This is a genomic window from Pseudomonas synxantha BG33R (genome assembly GCF_000263715.2).
GTDB classification, from domain to species: Bacteria; Pseudomonadota; Gammaproteobacteria; order Pseudomonadales; family Pseudomonadaceae; genus Aquipseudomonas; species Aquipseudomonas synxantha_A.
This window is the reverse complement of the sequence record NZ_CM001514.1, coordinates 5,450,268-5,470,095: the sequence shown is the minus strand read 5'-3', so window position 1 is coordinate 5,470,095 and position 19,828 is coordinate 5,450,268. Positions and strand designations below refer to the sequence as shown.

21 protein-coding genes are annotated in these 19,828 nt (G+C 60.8%); 11 read left to right on the top strand and 10 right to left on the bottom strand.

Annotated elements, in window-relative coordinates; translation table 11 throughout:
• Positions 1-298: 298 nt before the first annotated feature.
• Positions 299-610 (bottom strand): DUF3077 domain-containing protein, encoded by a 312-nt coding sequence (locus PSEBG33_RS03790; RefSeq protein ID WP_005791663.1) that lies wholly within the window; start codon positions 608-610, stop codon positions 299-301.
• Positions 611-1,084: 474 nt separating this feature from the next.
• On the opposite strand from PSEBG33_RS03790, the gene PSEBG33_RS03795 reads away from it, so the two are divergent.
• The gene (locus tag PSEBG33_RS03795) at positions 1,085-1,357 is read left to right on the top strand and encodes a hypothetical protein (protein ID WP_005791662.1); all 273 of its coding nucleotides are present in this window, start codon (positions 1,085-1,087) and stop codon (positions 1,355-1,357) included.
• A gap of 104 nt (positions 1,358-1,461) precedes the next feature.
• On the opposite strand, the gene PSEBG33_RS03800 is transcribed toward PSEBG33_RS03795, so the two are convergent.
• Complete coding sequence (locus tag PSEBG33_RS03800) at positions 1,462-1,923, bottom strand: Lrp/AsnC family transcriptional regulator (RefSeq protein ID WP_005791661.1); 462 nt, start codon at positions 1,921-1,923, stop codon at positions 1,462-1,464.
• Positions 1,924-2,084: 161 nt separating this feature from the next.
• Here PSEBG33_RS03800 and yedA point away from each other — a divergent pair, with 161 nt between their 5' ends.
• Together yedA and PSEBG33_RS03810 are read left to right on the top strand one after the other, a co-directional pair.
• Positions 2,085-2,981: a drug/metabolite exporter YedA gene (gene yedA, locus PSEBG33_RS03805; RefSeq protein WP_005791660.1), complete on the top strand. Its 897-nt coding sequence runs from the start codon at positions 2,085-2,087 to the stop codon at positions 2,979-2,981.
• A gap of 48 nt (positions 2,982-3,029) precedes the next feature.
• Positions 3,030-4,364 carry a DEAD/DEAH box helicase gene (locus tag PSEBG33_RS03810; protein ID WP_005791659.1) on the top strand — a complete coding sequence of 445 codons (1,335 nt, stop codon included), beginning with the start codon at positions 3,030-3,032 and terminating at the stop codon, positions 4,362-4,364.
• Between the two features lie 119 nt (positions 4,365-4,483).
• On the opposite strand, the gene PSEBG33_RS03815 is transcribed toward PSEBG33_RS03810, so the two are convergent.
• Positions 4,484-5,710, bottom strand: a complete 1,227-nt coding sequence (locus tag PSEBG33_RS03815; protein ID WP_005791658.1) for a TIGR03862 family flavoprotein — start codon at positions 5,708-5,710, stop codon at positions 4,484-4,486.
• Positions 5,711-5,881: 171 nt separating this feature from the next.
• Positions 5,882-6,802, bottom strand: a complete 921-nt coding sequence (locus tag PSEBG33_RS03820) for a histone deacetylase (protein ID WP_005791657.1) — start codon at positions 6,800-6,802, stop codon at positions 5,882-5,884.
• A gap of 76 nt (positions 6,803-6,878) precedes the next feature.
• On the opposite strand from PSEBG33_RS03820, the gene PSEBG33_RS03825 reads away from it, so the two are divergent.
• The 3 genes from PSEBG33_RS03825 to PSEBG33_RS03835 are packed head-to-tail and all read left to right on the top strand — an operon-like array spanning position 6,879 to position 8,940.
• A complete protein-coding gene (locus PSEBG33_RS03825; protein WP_005791656.1) occupies positions 6,879-7,448 on the top strand; it encodes a GNAT family N-acetyltransferase in 570 nt (189 codons plus the stop codon).
• Positions 7,449-7,486: 38 nt separating this feature from the next.
• Positions 7,487-8,356, top strand: coding sequence for an acyl-CoA thioesterase II (gene tesB, locus PSEBG33_RS03830; RefSeq protein ID WP_005791655.1), 870 nt, complete (start codon positions 7,487-7,489; stop codon positions 8,354-8,356).
• Positions 8,353-8,940, top strand: a complete 588-nt coding sequence (locus tag PSEBG33_RS03835; protein ID WP_005791654.1) for an HAD family hydrolase — start codon at positions 8,353-8,355, stop codon at positions 8,938-8,940. Before tesB ends, PSEBG33_RS03835 begins: the two co-directional genes overlap by 4 nt.
• A gap of 45 nt (positions 8,941-8,985) precedes the next feature.
• Here PSEBG33_RS03835 and PSEBG33_RS03840 read toward each other — a convergent pair whose 3' ends face one another.
• The 3 genes from PSEBG33_RS03840 to PSEBG33_RS03850 are packed head-to-tail and all read right to left on the bottom strand — an operon-like array spanning position 8,986 to position 11,304.
• On the bottom strand, positions 8,986-9,960 hold the full coding sequence (locus PSEBG33_RS03840) for an alpha/beta hydrolase (RefSeq protein ID WP_005791653.1): 975 nt from the start codon (positions 9,958-9,960) through the stop codon (positions 8,986-8,988).
• On the bottom strand, positions 9,961-10,848 hold the full coding sequence (locus PSEBG33_RS03845; protein WP_005791652.1) for a neutral zinc metallopeptidase: 888 nt from the start codon (positions 10,846-10,848) through the stop codon (positions 9,961-9,963). It abuts the gene before it with no gap.
• 45 nt (positions 10,849-10,893) lie between these two features.
• Positions 10,894-11,304, bottom strand: a complete 411-nt coding sequence (locus PSEBG33_RS03850; RefSeq protein ID WP_005791651.1) for a membrane lipoprotein lipid attachment site-containing protein — start codon at positions 11,302-11,304, stop codon at positions 10,894-10,896.
• 184 nt (positions 11,305-11,488) lie between these two features.
• On the opposite strand from PSEBG33_RS03850, the gene PSEBG33_RS03855 reads away from it, so the two are divergent.
• The gene (locus PSEBG33_RS03855) at positions 11,489-12,367 is read left to right on the top strand and encodes a DMT family transporter (RefSeq protein ID WP_005791650.1); all 879 of its coding nucleotides are present in this window, start codon (positions 11,489-11,491) and stop codon (positions 12,365-12,367) included.
• A 1-nt stretch (position 12,368) separates the two neighbouring features.
• Here PSEBG33_RS03855 and PSEBG33_RS03860 read toward each other — a convergent pair whose 3' ends face one another.
• Positions 12,369-13,703, bottom strand: a complete 1,335-nt coding sequence (locus tag PSEBG33_RS03860; protein WP_005791649.1) for an MFS transporter — start codon at positions 13,701-13,703, stop codon at positions 12,369-12,371.
• Positions 13,704-13,929: 226 nt separating this feature from the next.
• Here PSEBG33_RS03860 and quiC point away from each other — a divergent pair, with 226 nt between their 5' ends.
• Both quiC and PSEBG33_RS03870 read left to right on the top strand, forming a co-directional pair.
• On the top strand, positions 13,930-15,831 hold the full coding sequence (gene quiC / locus PSEBG33_RS03865; protein WP_005791648.1) for a 3-dehydroshikimate dehydratase QuiC: 1,902 nt from the start codon (positions 13,930-13,932) through the stop codon (positions 15,829-15,831).
• A gap of 75 nt (positions 15,832-15,906) precedes the next feature.
• Entirely contained in the window at positions 15,907-16,572 is a 666-nt protein-coding gene (locus tag PSEBG33_RS03870; protein WP_005791647.1) for a TetR/AcrR family transcriptional regulator, read from the top strand.
• Between the two features lie 80 nt (positions 16,573-16,652).
• Here the strand turns inward: PSEBG33_RS03870 and PSEBG33_RS03875 are convergent, their stop codons facing one another.
• Both PSEBG33_RS03875 and aroQ read right to left on the bottom strand, forming a co-directional pair.
• Positions 16,653-17,501 (bottom strand): shikimate dehydrogenase, encoded by an 849-nt coding sequence (locus PSEBG33_RS03875; RefSeq protein WP_005791646.1) that lies wholly within the window; start codon positions 17,499-17,501, stop codon positions 16,653-16,655.
• Positions 17,501-17,947 carry a type II 3-dehydroquinate dehydratase gene (gene aroQ, locus PSEBG33_RS03880; RefSeq protein ID WP_005791645.1) on the bottom strand — a complete coding sequence of 149 codons (447 nt, stop codon included), beginning with the start codon at positions 17,945-17,947 and terminating at the stop codon, positions 17,501-17,503. The genes PSEBG33_RS03875 and aroQ overlap by 1 nt, the downstream gene beginning before the upstream one ends.
• Positions 17,948-18,152: 205 nt before the next feature.
• Here aroQ and PSEBG33_RS03885 point away from each other — a divergent pair, with 205 nt between their 5' ends.
• Positions 18,153-18,674 carry an RNA polymerase sigma factor gene (locus PSEBG33_RS03885; protein WP_005791644.1) on the top strand — a complete coding sequence of 174 codons (522 nt, stop codon included), beginning with the start codon at positions 18,153-18,155 and terminating at the stop codon, positions 18,672-18,674.
• A 63-nt stretch (positions 18,675-18,737) separates the two neighbouring features.
• Entirely contained in the window at positions 18,738-19,736 is a 999-nt protein-coding gene (locus PSEBG33_RS03890; protein WP_005791643.1) for a FecR family protein, read from the top strand.
• Positions 19,737-19,828 lie beyond the last annotated feature (92 nt).

Here is a 19,828-nt window from a genome sequence, read left to right as displayed (position 1 = left end):
CAAGAGCCTTTTGGTTACTTTTGGGCTCTTTTCAAAAGTGACCCGCTGTAAAAGCGGAACCAACAGTGGCCGTTACCCAAAAAACGGATATGTACTCAGTCTGATCCAGCGTCCTGGTCGGCCCTGAGGCCGCCATCGGGAGCAAGCCCCCTCCCACATTTGGATCGCGGTGCGTCAGTTAGAAGCTATAAGCTGACAGGCAGCAAGCTCCCTTGCAGAGGAGCAGCAGCGTACCAAAGTTGTGTAGATACCCATGGCTATCGCGGGCAAGCCCGCTCCCACAGGGGTTATGCGTCGTTTATCGAGACTGTGCGCACACCAACGCCTGGTCCACCACTCCCTTCGCCATCTCCACCAAATGCATCACCGCCCGCTGCGGCGCCGTCATTACCTCACCCGACCCATGGGCCGTCTCCACCGCGCAATGCAACAAATCCGCCGCATGGGCCAGGGCGTCTTCGAAGCTCAGGTTGTCATTCAGGATAAAGATCGGCGCATCCGGGGCGGATGCCTTGAGGTAGTAGTCGATGGCGCGACGGTGGAGCAGGGCGTCTTCGCTGAGGAAGTCGGTTTTGGATTTGGGTGGATCGGGGGTGACTTTTTTGGCCATGGTGAAACTCCTTGCTGGAAGAAGTCGACACCGTTCGCTTGCACGCGAATTAGGGTGGCAACTGTGCGTAGGTGTGCAAGACCGGGGCAAGGATCCAAACCCAGCAGGCCCGAAGGCCTCCCACGCACAGCCGCCATAACAGGCATATCGGCTGAAGGTTTATTTATGATCTTGCTTGCCATCGGACTTGCACGTCCGGTCACCGAACATTCGATGACAGGGCGAGACTAGCTACCGAATCCGACGGAAACAAGGCCGTGGGATTCTCTCGGAAACGTCCCGCAAATGAAAGGGATCGATCTTGCTGGCCACTGAAACACCGCGCGGTTGATGGCGTTTTTATGTGTCGTCGGAACAGTCAGTAGGTTAAGTCCTGCGTTGCTGTCGGAGCGTTCCGGTTTTCCTTTTGCTCAAGAGGATTTCTCAACAGACCTTTAATCTCCGGCTCTCGTGACCATAAGGAAAATGAGTTTGATGCGAGTCGAAATCAGCGAAAAAGTCATCCAGCTATTCGTCGATATCATCGGTTTTATCGACCGAAGCGAAGTGACGGAGCAAACCGATTTCATCCATGACTACGACATCATTGATGACGACCTGACCTGCTTTGTCATGCAGATCAAGTGGCAGTTCAAGCTGCAAGCGACTCAGGAGGATTGGAATCACATCACGACCATCAAGCAGATCGTTGATTTGATCGTCCAGCGCAGATCAAGCCCACTGTATTTTCCCATTGCTTTTCGGTGAGGCCTCTGACGCCATCGCAGGCAAGCCAGCTCCCACAGTTGACCGCGTCGCTCGGGCAGTACGCGATCCCTGTGGGAGCCGGGCTTGCCCGCGATGGCGATCGCTCAGCCACCATTTTTCCCATTGGCTTCCAACTGCCCCAACGGCACCCGTCGCTCTATGGCGCTGGACAAAATAATCGAGGTCTTGCTGAACCCGAACTTCGCCACCCGATTAATCAGGTCTTCCAGCTGCGGCATGGTGCCTACCGCCGCTTGCATGATCACGCACGGGTCGCCCGTGACCCGGTGGCATTCGGTCAGTTCGGGAATTTGCGCCAGGGCGTCGTATACCTTCTGGCTGCCGTGATTGGTCAGCCGCAGTTCGATCACGCATTGAATCGGCAAACCCACTTTGGATAAGTCGACTTTGGCCTGGTACCCGGTGATCACTCCGCTGGCCTCAAGCTTGGCCACGCGTTCGGCCACGGCGGGGGCGGAGAGGTTTACGGTGCGCGCCAGTTGCGCGTAGGAAGCACGGCCATCTTCAAGCAGGGCGCTGAGGAGCATGCGGTCGTATTTGTCCATGGTAAGGCTCCGGTTGCGCGTGGCTTTCGAAAGCACGGGTTATAGACCTCATAACCGTGGTTTGAAAAGTGTATGGGCAGTTTAAACAGGTTTTGTAACTTAAGTTTATCCACCTTCGTTTCTAGAATAAGTCTCCCTTTTCCTGCCATTAGAGCCGCCCAATGCCTGGCCCACGTCGCTTTCCCTTACCGTTGATCGCCGCCTTTTTCGCGTTGTATGTGATCTGGGGTTCCACTTACCTGGTGATCCGCATCGGTGTGGAGTACTGGCCGCCGCTGTTGCTGGCGGGGATTCGGTTTTGCACGGCGGGTGTGTTGATGTATGGCTTCCTCAGGTGGCGCGGGGTGCCGGCGCCAACCTGGCCGCAGTGGAAGGCCGCCGGGATGATCGGCATTTTGTTGCTCACCGTGGGCAATGGTGGTGTCAGCGTGGCCGAACACATGGGTGTGTCGTCCGGTGTGGCGGCATTGGCCGTGGCGACCGTGCCGTTGTTTACCCTGCTGTGTGGGTTTTTCTGGGGCGCGCGTAATACGCGGCTGGAATGGGCCGGGGTGATTCTGGGGATCATTGGCATCGCCATGCTCAATATGGGCAGTACCTTGCAATCAAGCCCATCGGGTGCAGTTTTGCTGTTGGTTGCGGCGGCCTCCTGGGCTTTCGGCTCGGTGTGGAGCCGCCACCTGCCACTGCCCCAGGGCGCCATGGCCAGTGCCGCAGAAATGCTCGTGGCCGGCGTGGCGCTGCTGATTGTCAGCGCGCTGTCGGGCGAGCACCTGCAGGCCATGCCGCCACTGGAAGGCTGGCTGGCTCTGGCCTACCTGACGGTATTCGGCTCGATCATCGCCTTCAACGCCTATATGTACCTGCTCAAGCATGTGCGTCCGGCAGCGGCGACCAGCTATGCCTACGTGAACCCGGCTGTGGCGGTGTTGCTGGGGATTGTATTCGTCGGTGAGACCATCGGCCTGGAAGAAGCCTTGGCGATGTTGGTGATCATCAGCGCCGTGTTGCTGATCAGCCTGCCCCAGTGGCGCAAGCCCAAGCCGGAAATAAGGTAAACTGCCGCGCATTACGCCCTTGCGCTGAATTTTTCCTACGGTAACTACATGACTTTCGCCACCCTTGGCCTGATCGAACCCTTGCTGCGCGCCCTTGAGACGCTTGGCTACCAGACCCCGACGCCGGTGCAGGCGCAAGCCATTCCGGCGGTGCTGGCCGGTCGCGACCTGATGGCCGCGGCCCAGACCGGCACCGGCAAGACCGCAGGTTTCGCCTTGCCGCTGCTGCAACTGCTGACCATGGAAGGGCCGAAAGTCGCCGCCAACTCGGCGCGTGCGCTGATCCTGTGCCCGACTCGCGAACTGGCCGAGCAGGTTCACGCCAGCGTCGCTGAATATGCCCAGCACCTGCCGCTGACCACCTACGCGGTGTACGGCGGGGTAAGCATTAACCCGCAGATGATGAAGCTGCGCAAAGGCGTCGACATTCTGGTCGCCACCCCTGGCCGCCTGATCGACCTGTTCCGCCAGAACGCGCTGAAGCTCAACCAGCTGCAAACCCTGGTGCTGGATGAAGCCGACCGTATGCTCGACCTGGGCTTCTCCGAAGAGCTTGCCAACATTTATCGCATGTTGCCGAAAAAGCGCCAGACCCTGTTGTTCTCTGCGACCTTCTCCGATGACATCCGCCTGTTGGCTGGGCAGATGCTCAACGACCCGCTGAGCATCGAAGTCAGCCCGCGCAACGTCGCTGCCAACACCGTCAAGCAGTGGGTGGTGCCGGTGGACAAGAAGCGCAAGCCGGAACTGTTTGTGCACCTGATGCGCAAGGGCCGTTGGAAGCAGGTATTGGTATTCGCCAAGACCCGCAACGGCGTGGACGCCCTGGTGGACAAGTTGCAGGGCCTGGGCATCAACGCCGACGGCATCCATGGCGACAAGCCCCAGGCTACCCGCCAACGCGCACTGGACCGCTTCAAGACCAGCGAGGTGCAAATCCTGGTGGCCACTGATGTGGCGGCCCGTGGCCTGGATATCGAAGACCTGCCGCTGGTGGTCAACTTTGACCTGCCGATCGTGGCCGAGGACTACATCCACCGTATCGGCCGTACCGGGCGTGCGGGCAACACTGGGGAGGCGATTTCCCTGGTGTGCGCTGATGAGGTGAACATGCTCTCGGCGATCGAGATGCTGACCCGCCAGACCCTTACCCGCAAAATGGAAGCGGATTTCGAGCCGGAGCATCGTGTACCGGATACCGATGCCAGCGGGCAGGTGGTGAAGAAGCCGAAAAAACTGAAGAAACCTAAAACGTCCGGTGGTGGCGGTAAGCGCAACCTGGGCAAGTGGGTGGACAGTGGTGACGTGGCGCCGGCTGAGCCGTCGATTAAGCCAGTGCGCAAGGTGCCGGTTTTCAATACCGGGCCGCGTAAGAAGAAGTGATTTTGCGCTGTGGCTGATGGCCTCATCGCAGGCAAGCCAGCTCCCACCTTTAAATTGTGAATACAGTCAAAGGTGGGAGCTGGCTTGCCTGCGATGAGGCCTTGAATCCAGCGCGGCTCTCAGCGTTTAAGCCACTCCAACATCCCCAGCCCAGCCGCTCTGCCACTGGCAAAACACCCCGTCAGCAAATACCCACCAGTGGGCGCCTCCCAGTCCAGCATTTCCCCCGCACAAAACACCCCAGGCAATGGCTTGAGCATCAACCGCTCATCCAGCGCTTCAAACGGTACACCCCCCGCCGTGCTGATCGCCTCATCCATCGGCCGCGTTTTCACCAATGTCAGCGGCAACGCCTTGATATCCACTGCCAACTGCGCCGGATCAGTGAAGTGTTCAGCGGGCGTCAGCTCGCGCAGCAGGGCCGCTTTCACGCCATCCAACCCCAACTGGCTGTGCAAATGCTTGCTCATCGACCGCGAACCCCGGGGCTTGGCCAATGCGGCCTGCACCTTGTCCAACGGCTTGCTCGGCAGCAAATCGATATGCACCGTGGCCGCACCGCTGCGGTTGATCGCTTCGCGAATCGGCGCCGACAAGGCGTAAATCAAACTGCCTTCAATGCCGGTGGCGGTGATCACGCATTCGCCCAGCCGAGGTTTGTCGTCTCCCAGGCCAATGGCGACGTTTTTCAACGGTGCGCCAGCGAATTTGCTGACCATCAACTCGCTCCACGCCGACACTTCAAACCCGCAGTTGCTCGGTTGCAAGCGCGCATAGGGCAGGCCTTTGCCTTCAAACAGGTTCAGCCACGCACCGTCAGAGCCCAGGCGCGACCAACTGCCGCCGCCCAGGGCCAGCAACACCGCGTCGCTGTGGACAACTTTGTCGCCGTCCGGGCTGTGGATAAGTAAATCGCCCTCGGCATTCCAACCGGTCCAACGATGTCGGGTGTGGATAACCACACCTTGATCCCGCAGGCGCTTGAGCCAGGCGCGTAACAGCGGCGCGGCTTTCATGTCGGTAGGAAATACGCGGCCGGAGGTGCCGACAAAGGTCTGGATACCCAGGCCATGGATCCATTCGCACAACGCCTCGGCGCCAAAGCTGCGCAGCAGCGGCGCCATGTGCGGGGCGCGTTCGGCGTAGCGCGACAGAAACGCGGGGTAGGCTTCGGAGTGGGTGATGTTCATGCCGCCCACACCGGCCAGCAGGAACTTGCGCCCCACTGAAGGCATGCCGTCGTACAGGTCCACCTGCACGCCCGCTTGGCTCAAGACTTCGGCAGCCATCAGCCCGGCAGGGCCACCGCCGATAATGGAGACGTGGTGGGCAGAAGTCTGAGGCATGGGCAGGGCTACGGTGATGTGAATAGGCCGAGCATTCTACCCGACCACGACGCCGCTGCCTGATCAAAAAACGTACACTTTCCTACAGGCCATGCGGCCACTCGCTTGCAGCCGCTTACGCTCAAGTTATCCACAGGCCGTTCCACAGGCATTGTGAGTAACACCCAGAATTCAATGACAGCCTGATGACGTCCACACCCGCTGCGCGCTGTGATGCAGGATGCCGTGACGACGGGCGAGGGCGGGGCGGTCTTTGCTGTAACCGCCGCCTATCACGCCCATCACCGGTATGTCGCGGCCCAGGCAGTGGCGCATCACGCTTTCATCGCGGGCGGCGACGCCTGCGTCTGTCAGCTTGAGGTAACCGAGGGCGTCGTCCTTGTGTACATCCACGCCAGCGTCGTACAACACCAGGTCGGGCTGGTAGAGCGGCAGCAAGTAGTTGAGCGCGTCATCCACTACCTTGAGGTAGTCGGCATCGCCCATGCCCATGGGCAGCGGGATGTCCCAGTCGCTTTGGGCCTTGCGTGCCGGGAAGTTCTTTTCGCAGTGCAGCGACACGGTGATGGCCTCCGGTGTGTCGTGGAGGATGCGGGCAGTGCCATCGCCCTGGTGTACGTCGCAATCGAAGATCAACACGCGATTGACCCGGCCGCTGGCCAGCAGGTAGCGGCTGATCACTGCCAGGTCGTTGAAAATGCAGAAGCCCGCCGGATAATCGTAATGGGCATGGTGGGTACCACCGGCCAAATGGCAGGCAAGGCCATGTTCGAGGGCCTGTTCAGCCGCCAGTATCGAGCCACCCACCGCGCGCACGGTACGTCGAGCCAGGGCTTCGCTCCAGGGCAGGCCGAGGCGGCGCTGGTCTTCGCGAGACAGTTCGCCGCCCATGTAGCGTTCGATATACCCAGGTTCATGGGCCAGGGCCAGGATGTCTGCCGGGCACAGTTGCGGGCGCAGCAATTGGCTGTCCTGGGTCAAGCCACTGTCCACCAGGTGGTCACGCAACAGGCGAAACTTGTCCATGGGGAAGCGGTGGTCCGCCGGGAACTCAGGGCTGTAGTCTTCGTGGTAGATCAATGGCAAGGGCATGGGATTTTCTGACGGGAACCTGCGAAGGATCTTAACAGCGCTGTACACTCACGCACATGGCAAGGCAGGGGGACCCATGGAGCCGATACTGGAATTGGAAAGTGCACGCTTGGTGCTGCGCCAATGGCGCGACAGCGACCTGCCGGAATTTGCGCGCATGTGCGCTGACCCGCAGGTGATGCGCTACTTTCCGGCTAAATTGAGCCACTTGGAAAGCGCCGCGCTGATCGGTCGGATTCGCGGGCATTTTGCTGAATATGGCTTTGGTTTCTGGGCGCTGCAGCGCAAGGACACCGGCGAATTTATCGGCGTGACGGGGCTTGCGAATGTCAGCTTCGAAGCGGGCTTCACCCCGGCGGTGGAGATTGGTTGGCGCCTGGCCCGTGAGCATTGGGGCCTGGGCTATGCCAGTGAGGCGGCCTGGACCGCACTGCGCTGCGGCTTTGATCGCTTGCAGCTGGACGAAGTCGTCGCCTTTACCACCGAAGCCAATCTGCCGTCACAAAAAGTCATGCAGGCCATCGGTATGCATTACGATCCGCAGGCAGATTTCGAACACCCCAAAGTCGCAGCCGGTGACCCGCTGCGCCCGCATGTTTTGTACCGCATCACCCGCGCCCAATGGTTGGACACGCTGCACGGATAAGCAGCCCGGAATGCCCTATTGATTGTAGGAGTTGCTCTATGAGCCAAGTATTGGAAGATCTGGTGGACTTGCTGACCCTGGAGCCGATCGAGGAGAACCTCTTTCGCGGCCGTAGCCAGGACCTGGGCTTTCGCCAGTTGTTCGGCGGCCAGGTGCTGGGGCAGTCGTTGTCGGCGGCCAGCCAGACCGTAGAAGAAGCGCGGCATGTGCATTCCCTGCACGGTTATTTCCTGCGCCCTGGCGATGCCGCGTTGCCGGTGGTGTATTCGGTGGACCGCGTGCGCGATGGCGGCAGCTTCAGCACGCGCCGTGTCACCGCGATTCAAAAGGGCCATCCGATCTTTACCTGTACCACCTCGTTCCAGTACGACGAAGCTGGCTTCGAGCACCAGACCACCATGCCGGTGGTGGTGGGCCCGGAGAATCTGCCGTCGGAGCTGGAGCTGACCCAACAGCGTGCGCATCTGATCCCCGAGCACATGCGCGACAAGCTGCTGTGCCCCAAGCCCATCGAAGTGCGCCCGGTCACCGAAAAAGACCCGTTCAACCCGCAGCCGTCCGACCCGGTCAAGTACGTGTGGTTTCGTGCCGACGGCGCCCTGGCGGACTCGCCGGCGCTGCATAAGTACTTGCTGGCCTACGCCTCGGACTTCGGCCTGTTGACCACCTCGTTGCTGCCCCACGGCAAGACCGTGTGGCAGAAAGACATGCAGGTGGCCAGCCTCGATCACGCGCTGTGGTTCCACGCCGACCTGCGTGCCGATGACTGGTTGCTGTACGCCATGGATAGCCCATGGGCCGGCAACTCCCGGGGTTTCTCCCGCGGCAGCGTGTACAACCGCGCCGGGCAACTGGTGGCATCGGTGACCCAGGAAGGCTTGATCCGCCATCGCAAGGACTGGGCATGAGCCTGTCAGACGTTAAACATTGGGTGTTCGACATGGACGGCACGCTGACGGTGGCAGTGCATGACTTTGCCGCCATTCGCGTGGCGTTGGAGATTGCGCCTGAGGACGACATCCTCACGCACCTGGCTGCATTGCCGGCGGATGTCGCGGCAGCCAAACATGCCTGGCTGCTGGAGCATGAGCGCGAGTTGGCGCTGGGTTCGGTCGCGGCCGAAGGTGCCGTTGAGTTGGTAAGGGAATTGGCCGGGCGTGGTTATCGCCTGGGGATCCTGACCCGCAATGCGCGGGAGCTGGCCCATATCACCCTGCAAGCGATTGGCCTGGCGGACTGCTTTGCCATTGAGGATGTGCTGGGGCGTGATGACGCGCCGCACAAGCCTGATCCGGGTGGCCTGTTGAAACTGGCGGCGGCCTGGGGGGTAGCGCCGAGCGAGATGGTGATGGTGGGGGATTATCGCTTTGACCTGGACTGTGGCCGGGCGGCGGGGGCCAGGACGGTGTTGGTGAACTTGCCGGATAACCCGTGGCCGGAGTTGGCGGATTGGTATGCAGAGGATTGTGCGGCGCTGCGCCGAATGATCTAACCCAGGCAAGCCAGCTCCCACATTTTCATTGGGTTTCGTCAGTGACTACTGCGTGAACAGCACCTTTTCTCCCTCTGGCGAGGTAAACATCTTATCCCCGTCATGCCCCACCCCCGGCACTTCCACCAGCTTGTGACTCAACTGCGGATGGCGCAGCTTGAGGTAATCAAAGTAGTTGTGCCCACGAATCAGCCTATACGCACCCTGGGCTTCGGCTTCGCAGCCTTTATCCAATGCCGGGTGGTTGGGGTCGGTGTCCCGCTGGCCCAACAGGTAGGTGATGTCGCGTGAGACGTAGGCTTTTTCCAGTTGCTGGGCGCCTCGGTCACCCACGTAATCGGGCAGCTTTTGCATGCCGTATTTCCAGTCGTTGAAGCTTGGGCAACTGGTCGTATCGAACGGCACCGGCCGCTGCGGGCTGAAGTAGGCGTAGGACGATGGGTTGGCAACCACGTACCGCAGGCTGATGCCTTCTGTTTGCAGCAACGGGTGGTCATGGCCGGTGAGGGCGAAGCGTTGGACGACCTGGCCGCCACCGGAATGCCCGGCGATCACGATTTCCTTTAGTGCCGGGAACAGCTTGCGGTTGCCCAGGTGCTTGATGATCTGGTCCAGAGCGCCATAAGAACTGACCTGCTCAGGCGCGGTGGAAGCTTCGCCAGCCATCCAGTCGTTGCCCTTCCAACGCAATACCTGATTGCCCAGATGGTTACGCTTCACGTCCGATTGATTCAGAAACTGCGGCGCGATCACCAGCGTAGTGCCGCCGACCCCGGCATGGGTGGCGGCGTGTATACCGCTTTGCAAGTAGGTCTGCGCATTGCGCAGGCGGCCGTGCACGATGATCAGCGCGCGTGTGACTTTGGGCAGCGGCTGGCGCCAGTCCTGGCTCACGCCGAGGCTGAGGTCGCCGGCCTCCAGATGAAAGCGATCGGGGCTGACCACCTTGACGCCGTGTTCGGCCGCCAGGGTGCAGCAGGACACGAACATACCCAGCATAAACCCCAATCGTTTGATCATTTAGAGACTCTTGGCCGCGAAGGTATCGCATTGAGTGATCTGGCCCTGGGCGAAGCCGGTCTTGAACCAGCGTACCCGTTGCGCCGAGGTACCGTGGGTAAACGAGTCCGGCACCACGCGTCCTTGCCCCTGTTGCTGCAAGCGGTCATCGCCAATGGCGTTGGCTGCATTCAGGGCTTCTTCGATATCGCCGGGCTCCAGCCAGTTCAGGCGTTTTTGCGCCCGGTTGGCCCACACCCCGGCAAAGCAGTCGGCTTGCAGTTCCTGGCGTACGAGCAGGCCGCCATCCCCTTCCATCTGCCGACCCTGTTGGCGCGCCGCCTGGATCTTGGACGAGATGCCGAGCAGGGTTTGCACGTGGTGCCCGACTTCGTGGGCAATCACGTAGGCCTGGGCGAAATCGCCGGCGGCCTGGAAGCGTTGCGACATTTCGCGGAAGAAATCCAGGTCCAGGTAGACCTGCTGGTCAGCCGGGCAATAGAACGGGCCGCTGGCCGAGGTGGCGCCACCGCAGGCGGAGTTCACCTGGCCACGGAACAGCACCAGTTTGGGGTTCTTGTAGGCCAGGCCGTTTTCCTGGAACACCTGGCCCCAGGTGTCTTCGGTATCACCCAACACCGCGCGCACAAAATCGGCGTGCTCATCATTGGCCGGTGGCGCCTGGCGCGATTGCGAACTCACCGACGGCGCCTGCTCCACCTGCCCCGTCAACTGGCCGAGGATCTGCATCGGGTCCTGGCCGGTCAGCCAGCCAATGCCGACGATCAGCACAATGGCCGTCAGGCTCAGGCCCTTGCCGCCGCCAAAGCGCATACCACCACCGCCGCCGCCACTGTCATCGCGGGCATCCACCACGTTGTCGCTGCGTCGGCCTTTTTTCCATAGCATGGGAGCATTCCTCTGTGTGCTAACCGTGATTGATTATGGTCGGTATTAACGGCAATAGCCTTCGCCGGTGGTCACGATCAGGCAGTCTTTTTTATCCGCCAGCCATTTCAGGCCGGTGGCGGCACCGTCTCCGGCGCGCAACAGCTGCGGGCCGTCGGGGCGGGTGAAGGCGATGCCATCTTCGTTCGCTTCACCTTTGAAGGTGCCGGCATCGTCGGCGTCGAGGCCGTATTGCATGGTCAGAAGGTAGTGGCCGCGGCCGATGCTGTCGTCCTTGGCGATGGTCAGGTGCAAGCCTTCGACGCCGATCCATTTGCCGACCCATTGATCGGTGGGGGGCGTCTGCGGCACCAGGGTCGCCTGTACAGACGGCGGCGCGGGCTTGGGGGCTTCCTTGGCTTTATCGCAGGCGGTAAGCAGGGCGAGGGCAGACAGAACAAACAGGATTTTTTTCATAGCGGCAAGGCCTTGATTAAAAAGTGTGCAACGCCTGGGCGAGCGTGCAGGGTTGGACTCGATTCCAGTGATTTAGTGCGCTGTTCGCCCGCTGTTTGGTTATGCTCTTGGAGCAGGCGCTGGCCCGGCTGCTAGATTACCGGGTTGAGTACCATCGCGTTCAGCCCGCCAGCAAGAGAATTCCATGACTGTCAGTACCCCCCTCTCAGGCGTCAACCATCCTTTCAAAGGCATCCTGCTGATTGTGGTGGCGACGTTCCTGTTCTCCAGCCACGACGCCTTGTCCAAATACCTGGCCGGGTTCTACCCCATTGTGATGGTGGTATGGGCGCGCTACCTGGTGCACACCCTGCTGATGGCCGGGATCTTCCTGCCGCAATCAGGCTTGCGCGTGCTGCGCAGCAAGCGCCCGGGTATGCAGGTGGTACGTGCCTTGTGCCTGTTGGGCACCAGCCTGTTTTTCACTGCGGCATTGCACTACATCCCATTGGCCGAAGCCACGGCGGTGAACTTCCTCGCGCCGATCCTGGTGACGGCGCTGTCGGTGCCGCTGTTGGGCGAACACGTGACACGCGGCCAGTGGCTGGCGGTGATCTGCGGCTTTATCGGGGTGTTGGTAATCATCCATCCCGGCGGCGAACTGTTCACGCCGGCAGTGCTGTTGCCGTTGTGTTCGGCGACGTTCTTCTGCTTTTACCAACTGTTGACGCGCATCCTCAGTAAGTTCGATACGCCGACCACCAGCAACTTCTTCGCCGGGCTGTGCAATACCCTGGTCATGAGCGCCATGGTGCCGTTCTTCTGGCAGGTGCCGAGCCTGTGGCATGGCGTGCTGATGCTGGCACTGGGCACCTGCGGGATGACCGCGCACCTGATGCTCACCCAGGCGTTCCGCTTTGCGGCGCCGGCCTTGCTGGCGCCGTTTGGCTATTGCCAGATTGTGTTTGCAGGGTTGTTGGGCTGGCTGGTGTTCAGCCATACCCCCGATACAACCACGGTGGTCGGTATCGGGGTGATCTGCATGAGCGGGTTGGCCGCTGCCTGGCAGCAGCGGCGCAGGTAGGTCAAAGGTCGACGGTAGGAATCTTGCGCGGTGCCATGAAGTACATCCAGGTCAGCGCAATGAAGTACATCGCCGGGATCAGGGTGAATAACACTGTGTAGTTGTTGTTGGTCACCGTGAGGATATGGCCGACGATCTGGGTCATGAACATGCCGCCGATGGCCGCGCACATGCCGCCGAAGCCGAACACCGTGCTCATCATGTGCTTGGGCGTGTAGTCCATCACCAGGCTCCAGATGTTGGCGGTCCAGGCCTGGTGGGCGCCGATGGCCAGGGAGATGGCGAACACCGCGACCCACAGCTGGCTGGAGCCGGCCGCCATGATCACACCGACGATGCAGCAGGCGAACAGCAGCATCGACAAGAGCCGCGCCTTGATCGAGTTCATCCCGCGGCCGATCAGGAATGACGACAGAATCCCGCCCCCCACGCTGCCGAAGTCGGCGGTCAGGTAAATGATGATCAGCGGAATGCCCATCTGCGTCACGTTGATGCCCAGGTTGTATTGCTGGTTCAAGAACGGCGGCAGCCAGTACAGGTAGAACCAGAACACCGGCGCAGTCAGCGCGTAGGCGATGGCGAAGGCCCAGGTGCCACGCATACGCAGGATGCGGCTGAACGGCACGCGGGGCTGTTCGGGCTCGACTTCCTGTTGCACGTAGTCCAGCTCCGATTGTTTAACGCTTGGGTGGTCTTCCGGGTTGTAGTACTTCAGCCCCCAGAACAGCAGCCAGATACCGCCCAGCGATGCCATGCACAGGAACGCCGCCTGCCAGCCCCACACGTGCAGGATCAAGGGCAGCAGCATCGGCGTCATCATCGCGCCGACGTTGGTGCCGGCGTTGAAGATGCCGGTGGCCACCGCACGTTCACCCGCCGGGAACCACAAACGTGTGGTCTTGACGCAGGCGGGGTAGTTGGCGGCTTCGGTCAGGCCGAGGATAAATCGGCAAACCATAAAGCCCACCGCCGAAGTGGCCAGACCGTGGGCGCCGGTGGCCAGGCTCCACAGCAGCACGGCGCAAAAGAACACGCGCTTGACGCCTACGCGGTCGATCAGGCGGCCTTGCAGCACAAAGCCGATGGCGTAGCCGACCTGGAACCAGAAGTTGATGTTGGCGTAGTCCATCGCCGTCCAGCTCATTTCTTTGGCCAGGATCGGTTGCATCACGCCCAGGGCGGCGCGGTCGATGTAGTTCAGGGTGGTGGCAAAAAACACCAGGGCCAGCATGCCCCAGCGCGTTTTACCCACGGCCAGGGCGCCGCGGATCTTGTCGCCGATGCCGGCGTGCGGGTTGCCCGGGCGCGTGGCCAGGGCTGGATTTTGCAGAGGCATGAGGTCGTACCCGTTTTTTTGAAATTCTTATGGTGTGTTCTGGGTCTTTGTTACGTGAACGAATTGCCAGGTCGATGGTGCGCAGTGGTTAAAAAGTCGTCAATTCGCTAAACGGGCATAGTGTTCGATAATCGCACCAAAAACTAACCGGTTCGTACATTTTAATTGCTGCCTGTAGGCTGGGGGCGAATAATTTGCCACAAACAACAATTGCCGGGAGTCTTCCATGCAACGTTCTATTGCCACTGTGTCCTTGAGCGGCACCCTGCCGGAAAAGCTTGAGGCTATTGCCGCCGCCGGGTTTGATGGGGTGGAAATCTTCGAGAACGATTTGTTGTATTACGACGGCAGCCCCCGGGAAGTCAGGCAGATGTGCGCCGACCTGGGCATTGCCATTACCTTGTTCCAACCGTTTCGCGATTTCGAAGGATGCCGCCGCGACCGCCTGGCGCGCAACCTGGAGCGCGCCGAGCGCAAGTTTGACTTGATGCAGGAGCTGGGCACCGACCTGGTATTGGTGTGCAGCAATGCCTCGGCCGACAGCGTGGGCGACGAACGTATTCTGCTCGATGACTTGAGCCTGCTGGCCGAACACGCGGGCAAGCGTGGCCTGCGCATCGGCTATGAAGCATTGGCCTGGGGCAAGCATGTGAACACGTGGCAGCAGGTGTGGAACCTGGTGCGCCAGGTCGATCACCCAAGCCTGGGCGTGTTGCTCGACAGCTTCCACACCTTGTCGCTCAAGGGCGACCCCAGCGCCATTGCGCAGATCCCCGGCGACAAGATCTTCTTCGTGCAAATGGCCGACGCGCCGATCCTGGCCATGGATGTGCTGGAGTGGAGCCGGCATTTCCGCTGCTTCCCGGGGCAGGGCGAGTTCGACCTGGCTGGCTTTCTCGCACCGATCATCCAGAGTGGCTACACCGGGCCGTTGTCCCTGGAAATTTTCAACGACGGTTTCCGCGCCGCGCCGACTCGGGCGAATGCGGCGGATGGCTTGCGGTCACTGTTATACCTGGAAGAAAAAACCCGCCAACGCCTGGCTGAACAAGCCCCCGCTGCGCCCGTGGACATCCTGTTTGAAACCCCGGCGGCCAGCGAATACGACGGTATCGAGTTTCTTGAATTTGCCGTGGATGAAAGCCTCGGCGCCAAACTGACCCACTGGCTGGAGCGCCTGGGTTTCGCCAAGGCCGGTCAGCATCGCTCGAAGAACGTGAGCCTGTTGCGCCAGGGTGACATCAACCTGATCCTCAACTGCGAACCCTATTCCTTCGCCCACAACTTTTTCGAGGCCCATGGCCCATCGCTGTGCGCCACCGCGATTCGGGTCAAGGACAGCGCCAAGGCCCTGGAGCGGGCGGTGGCCTACAAGGGCCAGCCTTATCGCGGCCTGGTCGGCCCCAACGAGCTGGAATTGGCCGCGGTGCGTGCGCCGGACGGCAGCCTGATCTACCTGGTGGACCCCAGCGAAGGCGGGCTGTACGACACCGATTTCAACCTGCAAGCGGCCACACCCGCCAGCGGTGGCTTGTTGCGCATCGACCATATGGCCATGGCGCTGCCGGCGGACAGCCTCGACAGTTGGGTGCTGTTCTACAAAAGCCTGCTGGATTTCGAAGCCGATGACGAGGTGGTGCTGCCCGACCCCTACGGCTTGGTGAAGAGCCGTGCGTTGCGCAGCCGTTGCAGTTCGATTCGCCTGCCGCTGAACATCTCCGAAAACCGCAATACGGCGATTTCCCACGCGCTTTCCAGCTATCGCGGTTCGGGCGTGCACCATATTGCCTTCGATTGCGCGGATATTTTCGCCGAGGTGCGCCGGGCCAAAGAGGCCGGCGTACCGTTGTTGGATATTCCACTCAACTATTACGACGACCTGGCGGCGCGCTTCGATTTCGACGATGAGTTCCTCAGTGAGCTGGCGTATTACAACGTGCTGTACGACCGCGACGCCCAGGGCGGTGAGTTGTTTCATGTGTACACCGAGGCGTTCGAAGGGCGGTTTTTCTTCGAGATTATCCAGCGCAAGAACGGCTATGCCGGCTACGGCGCGGCCAACGTAGCGGTGCGTCTGGCGGCGATGGCCAAGTCGCGCAGTGGGGCGGTACGCCAGGCCCGGCTATAACCGCAGGCAGGTGCTTCCTTCGGGGAGCGCCGCGGCCCATAATCAGCGCCTGCAAACAATGGCCGTGAGCGCACCATGACCTCGAGTCCCGATCTCCCCGCGGTAGCCGACGCACCGCGCAAGAGTCGCAAGAATAATCCGGAAAAGACCCGCGAGAATATTCTCCAGGAAGCCATTGTCGAGTTTGTTCAACAGGGCCTGGCCGGCGCTCGCGTGGACGCCATCGCCGAGCGCATCCACACCTCCAAGCGCATGATCTATTACTACTTCGGCAGTAAGGAGCAGTTATACGTCGAGGTATTGGAGAAGCTCTACGGCGATATCCGCAACACCGAAACCCGCATGAACCTCACGGCCCTGGAGCCGCGTGAGGCGATTCGCCGGCTGGTGGAATTCACTTTCGATCACCATGACCAGAACGTGGATTTCGTGCGTATCGTCAGCATCGAAAATATCCACAACGCCGAGTACGTCAAACGCACCGAGACCATCAAGGCGATGAACAGCAAGATCCTCGAAGGGCTGGGCGAGACCTTGCGCCGTGGCGCCGAACTGGGGTTGTTTCGCGAAGGGCTGGAGCCGTTGGACGTGCACTTGTTGATCAACTCGTTCAGTTTTTACCGGGTCTCCAACCGGCATACCTTCAGCGAGATATTCCAGATCGAACTGTCGGACGAGGCGATCAAGCACCGGCACCGGGAGATGATCTGCGAGTCGGTGCTGCGCTACCTGCAAGCCTGAGAACACCCAACTCTCAAGGTAGAAATGCAGTCAAAATGTGGGAGGGGGCTTGCTCCCACATTTGAACTCTGTTTCGGCAGTCAGCCATTCATGCTCTGGAAGTGCGCCAGCATCCTGTCTGCATCCGCCACTTCACCGCTGAACAACTCAAACGCCTTCACCGCCTGAAATACCGCCATGTTGCCGCCATCCAGGGTGCGGCAACCCAATGCGCGGGCGTCGCGCAGCAGTTCGGTTTCCAGCGGGAAATACACGATTTCCGCGACCCACAACCTTGCCCGCAACAACGCAGCGGGGACCGGTGTGCCGGGCAATTTGGTCATGCCCATCGGCGTGGTATTGACTAAACCATCGGCCTCGGCCATCGCATTTTCCAGATCAGTGCCGACTTGGGCACGACCAGGGCCGAAGCGCTGCGCGAGGTTATCCACAAGGTCGCGGGCGCGGGAGGCGTCCACGTCGAAAATGCTCAAGTACTCAACCCCCTCTGCCAGCAGTGCATGGGCTACCGCTGCGCCCGCGCCACCGGCGCCCATCTGCACCACGTGTCGGCGGGCAACGTCCTGCAAGTTGCGGCGAAACCCTTCGGCGAAGCCCAGGCAATCGGTGTTGTGGCCGATCCGTTTACCGTCCTTGAACACCACGGTGTTGACTGCACCAATGCCCCGGGCCTCGTCGGACAAGTCATCAAGCAGGGGCAGGATCGCCTGCTTGCACGGGTAGGTAATGTTCAACCCGTTGAAGTGCATCAGCTCGGCGGCCCGCAGTAATTCCGGCAGGGCGGTGAGGTCCAGGTGCAGCGGCTCAAGGTCGATCAGGCGATACAGGTAGTGCAGGCCCTGGGCGTCACCCTCGTGTTCATGCAGGGCAGGGGTGCGGGAAGCCTGGATACCGGCGCCGATCAGGCCGGCGAGAATGCGCGGTTTCATCAGGCGCGTCCCTTGAGTGTCTGGCTGAAGTGCTCCAGCGCCAGGTGGTAGCCGTGGCTGCCAAACCCGGCCAGCACGGCCTTGGCGATGGGCGATACAAATGAATGCTGACGAAACGCTTCGCGCGCGTGCACGTTGGATAAATGCACTTCGATCACCGGCACTTCACTGGCCACCAGCGCATCGCGGATCGCGACCGAGGTGTGGGTCCAGGCTGCCGGGTTGATCACGATACCCGCACAACGGTTACGGGCGCCGTGGATCCAGTCGAGCAGTTCGCCTTCGTGGTTGGTCTGGCGAAACTCGATTTTCAGCCCGAGTTCAGTGGCGCTGCGACCACACAGGGCGGCGATGTCAGCCAGGGTTTCATGGCCATAAGTGGCCGGCTCGCGGGTGCCGAGCAGGTTGAGGTTGGGGCCGTTGAGCACCAGCACGATGGGCGGCATAGCGGGATCTCCACAGTTCTTATTGGTTATGTGGGTAAAATGTACTGGTTGGTTAGTTTGGTCAATTGATCGCAGCGGATCTGTGCGGTTATCGAACTGTTATCAACAACCTCTTGCAGCCCGATCAGATTAGATATCAATTGAAAATCATTCTCGACAACGCTTAAGATGCCCGCCTGTTTCCTATACATTCCAGGGAGTCGGTTTGTCGGACGTGGATCTCAAGGGCCTGTTTCTCAAGCACGCCGATACCCTGCGCGGGTATCTGGCCCGCAAGGTACGGGACCCGCAATTGGCCGCAGACCTGGTGCAGGAGAGCTTCCTGCGGCTGGCGGAAAAACCGGCCGGTGAGCGCATCGACAACTCCCAGGGCTATCTCTATCGAACGGCAAGCAATCTGCTGATCGACCATATTCGTCAGGAAGCACGGCGCAAGACCGACACCGTGCCCCATGAGGCGCTGGCCGAGATCGAAGATGACGTGGCCGGGTTGGAGGCTCAGGCAATGGCGCAGCAACAGCGACAGGCATTGAAGCAGGCACTGGCGGAATTGCCGGAGCGCACCCAGCAGATTTTTCGCTTGAACCGTATCGAAGGCATGACCCACGCCCAGGTCGCCCGGCACCTGGCTATCTCCGACAGCTCGGTGCAAAAGCATTTGGCCAAGGCGTTGACCTATGTGATGCAGCGCTTGCAGGAAGGCGAGGTGGCACCATCCGACGAATGAATTACCGAAAAATGCCAGGCCAGACGTCAGAGCGTCTATATAACGAAAATTCGAGATTCACACGTGAATAGCCAGGGCCCGCAACAGCACAGCATTACCGAGGCGGCTGCCGAATGGGCAGTGCGCCTGCACGCCGGTGCCCTGAGCGAACAGGAACAGGCCGAGTTGCGCCAGTGGATCGCCCGCGACAGCCGTCACGAAGCGGCGCTGCGTTTTGCCGAGCAGACCTGGGCGGCATTGGGTGAAGTACATAAGGACGAGCCCGTACACCGACAACGGCCAGCCGCGTCGACCCCGCCCGTGCGCCGCACCAAACGCAGAAGGCCGTGGCAACGTGCAGCCGCTGTGGCGCTGGTCGTGGTGGTGGCCGGCGTCGGCTGGCTACGCGGGCCCGACGTGTTGCTGCACATGCAGGCCGACTACGTCACGCAAAAGGGAGAGATGCGCACGGTGCACCTGGCGGACGGCAGTAGGGTGGAGCTCGATTCCGCCAGCGCCATTCGCCTGGATTACGATGGCGTGCAGCGGAGTATCAGCCTGCTCCAGGGCTCGGCGGTTTTTGATGTGGCGCCGATGAAAGGCGAAGAAACCCGGCCGTTCGTAGTGCACAGCGCCGGGGGCCAGACCCGGGCGCTGGGCACGCGGTTTGTGGTCGAGCGTGAGGGCCCGAGCCAGGCCTGGGTCGGTGTGCTGCAGCACAGCGTCGAGGTGTCTATGCAGGTATCACCGACCACCGGCCCGGCCGAGCGCGTTGTGCAGCAAGGCCAGGCTGCGCGTTACAGCCCCGTTGAAGGTGTGGTCAGCCTTGATCAGTTTGATGTGGATCGCGCCACCAGTTGGCGGCGCGGTGTGTTGATCTTCGACCGCCAGCCGTTGGCCAAGGTTATCGAGCAACTCAACCGTTACCGCCCCGGGCGGGTGGTGTTGACCGACGCGGCCTTGGGCGAACGCGAAGTCAGCGGTGTCTTCCGCCTGGACATGCTCGACAGCGCACTCGCCACCCTGACCCAGGAACTTCAAGTGCAACGCTTGGACCTGGCCGGCCTCAGCCTGATCTATTGATCCTCTCCCGTCAGAAACCTTCTGCCCTTGCTCCTACAAAAAAATATTACTGACTTCCCGTGTCTCGCGCGTCTTGCTAGGTGAGAAGCATT

Excerpts from the sequence above, each read along its gene's own strand:
- PSEBG33_RS03790 (WP_005791663.1), bottom strand. The coding sequence starts at position 610 with ATGGCCAAAAAAGTCACCCCCGATCCACCCAAATCCAAAACCGACTTC.
- PSEBG33_RS03795 (WP_005791662.1), top strand. The coding sequence starts at position 1,085 with ATGCGAGTCGAAATCAGCGAAAAAGTCATCCAGCTATTCGTCGATATC.
- PSEBG33_RS03800 (WP_005791661.1), bottom strand. The coding sequence starts at position 1,923 with ATGGACAAATACGACCGCATGCTCCTCAGCGCCCTGCTTGAAGATGGC.
- yedA (WP_005791660.1), top strand. The coding sequence starts at position 2,085 with ATGCCTGGCCCACGTCGCTTTCCCTTACCGTTGATCGCCGCCTTTTTC.
- PSEBG33_RS03810 (WP_005791659.1), top strand. The coding sequence starts at position 3,030 with ATGACTTTCGCCACCCTTGGCCTGATCGAACCCTTGCTGCGCGCCCTT.
- PSEBG33_RS03815 (WP_005791658.1), bottom strand. The coding sequence starts at position 5,710 with ATGCCTCAGACTTCTGCCCACCACGTCTCCATTATCGGCGGTGGCCCT.
- PSEBG33_RS03820 (WP_005791657.1), bottom strand. The coding sequence starts at position 6,802 with ATGCCCTTGCCATTGATCTACCACGAAGACTACAGCCCTGAGTTCCCG.
- PSEBG33_RS03825 (WP_005791656.1), top strand. The coding sequence starts at position 6,879 with ATGGAGCCGATACTGGAATTGGAAAGTGCACGCTTGGTGCTGCGCCAA.
- tesB (WP_005791655.1), top strand. The coding sequence starts at position 7,487 with ATGAGCCAAGTATTGGAAGATCTGGTGGACTTGCTGACCCTGGAGCCG.
- PSEBG33_RS03835 (WP_005791654.1), top strand. The coding sequence starts at position 8,353 with ATGAGCCTGTCAGACGTTAAACATTGGGTGTTCGACATGGACGGCACG.
- PSEBG33_RS03840 (WP_005791653.1), bottom strand. The coding sequence starts at position 9,960 with ATGATCAAACGATTGGGGTTTATGCTGGGTATGTTCGTGTCCTGCTGC.
- PSEBG33_RS03845 (WP_005791652.1), bottom strand. The coding sequence starts at position 10,848 with ATGCTATGGAAAAAAGGCCGACGCAGCGACAACGTGGTGGATGCCCGC.
- PSEBG33_RS03850 (WP_005791651.1), bottom strand. The coding sequence starts at position 11,304 with ATGAAAAAAATCCTGTTTGTTCTGTCTGCCCTCGCCCTGCTTACCGCC.
- PSEBG33_RS03855 (WP_005791650.1), top strand. The coding sequence starts at position 11,489 with ATGACTGTCAGTACCCCCCTCTCAGGCGTCAACCATCCTTTCAAAGGC.
- PSEBG33_RS03860 (WP_005791649.1), bottom strand. The coding sequence starts at position 13,703 with ATGCCTCTGCAAAATCCAGCCCTGGCCACGCGCCCGGGCAACCCGCAC.
- quiC (WP_005791648.1), top strand. The coding sequence starts at position 13,930 with ATGCAACGTTCTATTGCCACTGTGTCCTTGAGCGGCACCCTGCCGGAA.
- PSEBG33_RS03870 (WP_005791647.1), top strand. The coding sequence starts at position 15,907 with ATGACCTCGAGTCCCGATCTCCCCGCGGTAGCCGACGCACCGCGCAAG.
- PSEBG33_RS03875 (WP_005791646.1), bottom strand. The coding sequence starts at position 17,501 with ATGAAACCGCGCATTCTCGCCGGCCTGATCGGCGCCGGTATCCAGGCT.
- aroQ (WP_005791645.1), bottom strand. The coding sequence starts at position 17,947 with ATGCCGCCCATCGTGCTGGTGCTCAACGGCCCCAACCTCAACCTGCTC.